Below are 6000 nucleotides of genomic sequence, written 5' to 3'. Positions count from 1 at the left end.
CAGCATCAGTGGTTCAAAATTAAGTTGCGAAATGGTTCACTTTTCACTTGCGAAATACAGCCTGTTCTATGGTTTATTCCGCGAAGGTATGGATTCTTTAAATCTCCTGGTAAGTATGTAGAATTAATGCCTAAGCTTTTCAATTCCTCTAATTGTCCCACATTATACATTTTTCTCATGTAATTGAGTGAAAACCATTCCTGTGGAATTGCTACAGTAAATTTCTTGTCCAATTCTAAATTGCTTGCGTTTTCGGTAGTAAAAGAGAATTTGTATGTATGGAGGTAAGAATAGTAGAGATTTTTCATTAACTCCTTACTAAATTGCATGTGATTTAAGAGCTAAACCTACAATCCCAGACCCCTTATTAAAGTTAGTTTGTTAGTATAAAAAGATTATACACTAGAGTTAATGGTAGTTCTGTTTATATTGTTTGTAAAATTCTTATAAATATTATAGCAAATACTCAAGTTATTCTCCCTTCAAAGAAACACCCGTTCGCTTATTTTAATTAAGCAAACGGGTGAATTTTGTTCAATTACTAAGTAGTGTTCTTAATCCAAAGACTGTTTTGGTTTATATAACTGTAATGCTTCAATTTATCAATTTGTACGAAAATTTAATTCAGCAATTGATTGTGCTGACATCAATCCTTACTTTGCTCGCAGTATTGTGGTTTCTAACTATTGTTTATGTAATTGATTACGCAAAAAATTACCTGTGTACAGTACGGCATGTACCAGCTCATGAGCCAGTTTTTTTACATACTTCAGTTCACTGCTACGTGGGTTTAATGCAACTTCATTCCGTAACGTATAACTAACACCTTTGCCAGTTCCCCATATGATTCCACAATTTTGATTCCATTCTTCTTTGCAGCCACTTTTTCAAGCGCTTTATACATTTATCTATTATTTTCTACAGAACCTCCTAGCCACCGGTTAAGAAAAATATCCGGTAAATCTTTTGCTGTCGCGCGTTGGTCTGAGACACTTCAAATACATGACCAATATCAAAATAGGTACGTGTATACGTCAGAATTACCTTTTTTTCGATTTTCTCTTTTTCCTCCCTGGTTGCAAATTTAAGCTGTACCTCTTTATCTCGCCGTTCAAAATATGTGGTGCTTTTTGGTACAAGCACCTTGACCCCTCCCCCTCGCCTTTTTTCACAGAAAACCCTTTGTACTGCAACAGCTCTTTCTACCAAACTGGCTTTCAAATAATGAACATTTACTAGATTAATGCTCTGATTATGGAACTTCATCATAAAGACAACAAATAGACCTTCCTAGAGACCTCACATATCTTAGGATGATCCATTCCACACCATTTGAACAAGCTGACTCTTGGAGAGACTTTTTTTAATAAGGCCCCCGTAAATATTAGCCGCATTTCAGCTTTACATTACGCTATAATACTGTGTGAACTTTATAACAAAACCGGCCCCCATACGGACAGCCGGTTTTGGTTGTTAAAGCTTTAGTTCTCCCATGCGCAGTAGTTCGACGACAGCTTGAGAACGCCCCTTGACTCCGAGCTTTTGCATGGCGTTGGATATATGATTGCGAACCGTCTTCTCGCTAATGAACAGTTCGTTCGCGATTTCCTTTGTGGTTTTATCCTGAACTAATAGCTCAAATACTTCTTTTTCTCTTTTCGTGAGCAGCGGTTTATGAGTGAATTCGTTCTCCTTCAACTATTGTAACCCTCCTTGCCTTCGCCAGCTTCAACCGTGGGGATGGGTATTAACTTTGTCATCACCATCATATGTGAATCAAATAATGGGAGTGACATGGGAATGGCAAGAAAACGATAAATAGGCAATCATTGACTTCATTTTTTACGGCTGTCATCAGCCGAATTAAACTTGTCTGAATCATCCTTGAACAGGAAATAAGAAATGACCCCCGAAACAAGGGCAGCACCAATGGCAATGTATGTCCGGATATTCGGTTCGATATCTGTATAATATTTATTCAGCCACCCATTTGCCATCAAATACACGATAATGGCAATCGGCAAAGGGAACAGTACGAGTCTTTTCACATTTCAACTTCCTTTTTTAAAAATTATATTTGGGGTTTCAAACTTTCGACATCAGCCGCTCTTTGAATTCTTCCGACCATGGAACACTTTTCCCGCTTGATTTGGAAACTTGGACGATCGTTCCCCTCCCTGTAAAGCAAAGTGAACCGTCCGCCCGCGTTCCCATGTAATGGAGATCTATCGAAGAGGTCCCCATTTTGTTTACCTTTACATAAATCTTCAGCAGCTCGTCAAAATAAACCTGCGACAGGAAATCGCATTGCAGATCTGCCACCACAGGAATCGTTTCCTGAGAGGAATCCAGCCATTTCTGCATTAATCCGGTTTTCTTAAAAAAAGCGATACGAACTTGTTCAAAATAGACCAGCGGCACAGTGTTATTCAGGTGCCCAAACATATCGGTTTCTGAAAAACGCACTTTCACTTCTTGATAAAAAGAAAATTCATTTTTCCATTCTTCGAGGCTTTCTATGTATGAAATTCGGGACATACCCATCTTCCTCCTTTAATAAAAAACAGCAGCTGCCTCAATGTGGACAGCTGCTGTTTCATTGTGTGAACAAGCAAGGTGAATATACGATTAATCCACCATATGGTCGCTTCCGAAGAACTTTTTAAACATTTGTATGCTTGTAGCACGGTTCATCGCAGCAATCGACGTTGTTAACGGGATTCCCTTCGGACAAACTTGAACACAGTTTTGGGAGTTTCCGCAGCCTGTGATTCCTCCATCGTCCATCAGTGCCTCGAGACGCTCGTCTTTGTTCATAGCCCCGGTTGGATGCGCGTTATACAGGCGAGGCAGTGAAAGGAATGCAGGTCCGATGAAATCGGATTTGCTGTTGACATTCGGGCATGCTTCCAGGCATACGCCGCATGTCATGCATTTGGATAGTTCATAGGCCCATTGGCGTTTTCTTTCTGGCATGCGCGGGCCAGGTCCAAGATCATACGTACCGTCAATTGGAATCCAGGCTTTGATCCGCTTCAAGGAATCAAACATTCTGCTTCTGTCGACGATCAAGTCGCGGACAACCGGGAAGGTATCCATTGGCTGCAAGCGGATCGGCTGTTCAAGCTTGTCAATCAAAGCCGTACAGGATTGGCGCGGCTTGCCGTTGATTTTCATAGAGCATGCTCCGCATACCTCTTCAAGACAGTTCATATCCCATGCGACCGGTGTAGTTTTTTCCCCTTTGGCGTTTACGGGATTACGGCGAATTTCCATCAACGCCGAAATGACGTTCATATTCGGACGGTAATCCAGTTTGAATTCTTCTTCATATGGATGGGAATCAGGATGATCTTGTCGAGTGATAATGAAGGTGACAGTTCTGTTTTCGCTCATCCTTATTTCTCCTCTTTCTTTTTAGTATAGTCCCTTTTACGAGGCTTAATAAGGGATACATCCACGTCCTCGTAGCTGAATTCCGGCTGGTTTTTGGAAGGGTTGAAATTAGCCATGGTTGTTTTCAGCCATTCCTCATCATTCCGGTCAGGGAATTCAGGTTTATAGTGGGCACCGCGGCTTTCATTACGGTTCAATGCACCGATGGTGATGACACGCGCAAGCTGCATCATGTTCCACAATTGTCTTGTAAACATGGCCCCTTGATTGCTCCAGCTTGCTGTATCGTTGATGTTAATGTTTTTCCAGCGGTCCATCAACTCAAGGATTTTATCATCTGTTGCTTTCAGGTTTTTATTGTCGCGAACAACTGTTACGTTGTCTGTCATCCATTCGCCAAGTTCTTTATGGAGCACATAAGCATTTTCAGTTCCATCAAGTGATGTGATGTCCGCCCATTTTTCCTCTTCTTTTTTAACAGCCGAATCAAATAGTGATGAAGGAAGATCTTCAACACTCTTTTCAAGGCCATTTACATATTTGACAGCTTCAGGGCCCGCTACCATTCCGCCATATATGGCAGAAAGCAGGGAGTTTGCTCCTAAGCGGTTTGCACCGTGCTGCGAATAATCACATTCACCGGCTGCGAACAAACCTTCGATATTTGTATGCTGTTCATAGTCAACCCACAAACCGCCCATTGAGTAATGGACTGCCGGGAAGATTTTCATTGGTACTTTACGAGGGTCATCTCCGGTAAACTTCTCATAGATCTCGATGATTCCGCCAAGCTTGATATCCAGTTCTTTTGGATCTTTATGGGAAAGATCGAGATAAACCATGTTTTCACCGTTAATGCCAAGTTTCATATCTACGCAGACATGGAAAATTTCCCGAGTGGCAATGTCACGCGGTACAAGGTTTCCGTATGCCGGATATTTTTCTTCAAGGAAGTACCAAGGTTTTCCGTCCTTATATGTCCAAACGCGTCCGCCTTCACCACGCGCTGACTCACTCATCAGGCGAAGCTTGTCATCGCCAGGAATGGCAGTCGGGTGAATCTGAATGAATTCACCATTCGCGTACGTTGCACCTTGCTGGTAGACGATGGAAGCTGCTGATCCGGTATTGATGACAGAGTTAGTCGACTTGCCGAAGATGATACCAGGTCCGCCGGTCGCCATGATCACAGCGTCTGCAGGGAATGATTGGATTTCCATTGTATTCAGGTTTTGGGCTACAATCCCTTGGCAAACTCCGTTGTCATCCTGAATGATCCCCAAAAAATCCCAGCCTTCATACTTGGTGACAAGCCCTGCCACTTCATGGCGGCGCACTTGCTCGTCCAGTGCATATAATAGCTGCTGGCCTGTTGTGGCACCCGCAAATGCTGTACGATGGTGCTGGGTACCGCCGAAACGCCGGAAATCAAGCAAGCCTTCCGGTGTCCTGTTGAACATGACACCCATTCTGTCCAGAAGATTGATAATAGAAGGAGCTGCCTCGCACATCGCCTTTACAGGCGGCTGGTTGGCTAAAAAGTCTCCTCCGTAAACTGTATCGTCAAAATGGATCATAGGCGAGTCGCCTTCACCCTTTGTGTTAACCGCTCCATTAATGCCGCCCTGCGCACATACAGAGTGGGATCTCTTTACAGGTACAAGGGAGAAAAGATCTACTGAATTTCCTTCTTCTGCAATTTTGATAGTTGCCATCAGGCCGGCTAATCCACCGCCGACGACAATAATTTTGCCCTTGCTCATCGTGAGGTTACACTCCTTTTCTACTTCTAATTGTATCGTTTTCCCGCAACAAAGTCATCTTGGGCCCATCATACGAACCACTCTGGATAGGCAAAAGCAAGAGCGGCACGAATTCCGACAATAGAAAGAATCACAAAGAAGATTCCCATTACCCAAGAAGAGATATATTGGGATCTTGGTGACTGTGTAATGCCCCATTTTACAAGGAATCCCCATAGGCCATTTGCCAAGTGGAATGTAGCAGACATGATTCCAATGATATAAATGATCAGCATGATCGGGTTAGTCAGGATATCCGCCATCATCTGGAAGTCCACTTCCGCACCAAGCGCTTTTTGGATACGCGTTTCCCATACGTGCCAAGCAATAAAGAACAATAAGATAATTCCTGTTATTCGCTGCAAGGTGAACATCCAGTTACGGAAAAAGTTCAGTCTGACCGGATTATTATCCGCCGTGAATGCGATATAGATCCCCAGTACGGCATGAAATAATAAAGGTATGTAGATGACAACAAATTCCAGGATGATGACGAAAGGAAGATTTCCGACAAATCCTGCTGCGTTGTTGTACGCCTCTTCGCCAAGCGTAGCGAAATGGTTGATGATCAAGTGCTGCACTAAAAAGACCCCTACCGGAATGACTCCAAGTAAAGAGTGCAGCCTGCGCCAATAAAACTCATTTTTTCCTGCCACGATTTACCCCCCTTAGTAGTTAAGCGTCTGCTCCTTTGACAGTTTTTGTCCGATTGGGCATGTCGAACAACATAAATGTTTGTAACAAAGTTGTGACCATATTTCATTCTACTCCCCTCATACGGGCTCGTCAAGACAAGGGATTC

7 protein-coding genes and 1 pseudogene are annotated in these 6000 nt (G+C 43.0%); 1 reads left to right on the top strand and 7 read right to left on the bottom strand.

The annotated features are described in order from the left end of the window. Positions 1–535 precede the first annotated feature (535 nt). Positions 536–823, top strand: a pseudogene (locus tag FS666_RS20685) (hypothetical protein); the annotation flags it as partial. A 107-nt stretch (positions 824–930) separates the two neighbouring features. Here FS666_RS20685 and FS666_RS15395 read toward each other — a convergent pair. The 7 genes from FS666_RS15395 to FS666_RS15365 form a co-directional block, all read right to left on the bottom strand. Next, positions 931–1143, bottom strand: coding sequence for a hypothetical protein (locus tag FS666_RS15395; protein ID WP_144463173.1), 213 nt, complete (start codon positions 1141–1143; stop codon positions 931–933). Positions 1144–1473: 330 nt separating this feature from the next. Beyond that, positions 1474–1698, bottom strand: a complete 225-nt coding sequence (locus FS666_RS15390) for a helix-turn-helix domain-containing protein (protein ID WP_120075451.1) — start codon at positions 1696–1698, stop codon at positions 1474–1476. A 137-nt stretch (positions 1699–1835) separates the two neighbouring features. After that, positions 1836–2048, bottom strand: coding sequence for a histidine kinase (locus FS666_RS15385; RefSeq protein WP_120075449.1), 213 nt, complete (start codon positions 2046–2048; stop codon positions 1836–1838). A gap of 37 nt (positions 2049–2085) precedes the next feature. Beyond that, positions 2086–2538 carry an acyl-CoA thioesterase gene (locus tag FS666_RS15380; RefSeq protein ID WP_144463171.1) on the bottom strand — a complete coding sequence of 151 codons (453 nt, stop codon included), beginning with the start codon at positions 2536–2538 and terminating at the stop codon, positions 2086–2088. 90 nt (positions 2539–2628) lie between these two features. After that, positions 2629–3396, bottom strand: coding sequence for a succinate dehydrogenase iron-sulfur subunit (gene sdhB, locus FS666_RS15375; protein WP_120075446.1), 768 nt, complete (start codon positions 3394–3396; stop codon positions 2629–2631). A gap of 2 nt (positions 3397–3398) precedes the next feature. Beyond that, the gene (sdhA, locus tag FS666_RS15370) at positions 3399–5159 is read right to left on the bottom strand and encodes a succinate dehydrogenase flavoprotein subunit (protein WP_120075444.1); all 1761 of its coding nucleotides are present in this window, start codon (positions 5157–5159) and stop codon (positions 3399–3401) included. Positions 5160–5227: 68 nt separating this feature from the next. After that, a complete protein-coding gene (locus tag FS666_RS15365) occupies positions 5228–5854 on the bottom strand; it encodes a succinate dehydrogenase cytochrome b558 subunit (protein ID WP_120075442.1) in 627 nt (208 codons plus the stop codon). Positions 5855–6000: the final 146 nt, after the last annotated feature.

The sequence above is a fragment of the Siminovitchia fortis genome, from assembly GCF_007681465.1.
Lineage (GTDB): Bacteria > Bacillota > Bacilli > Bacillales > Bacillaceae_C > Siminovitchia > Siminovitchia fortis.
This window is presented reverse-complemented; position numbering and strand designations above follow the sequence as displayed.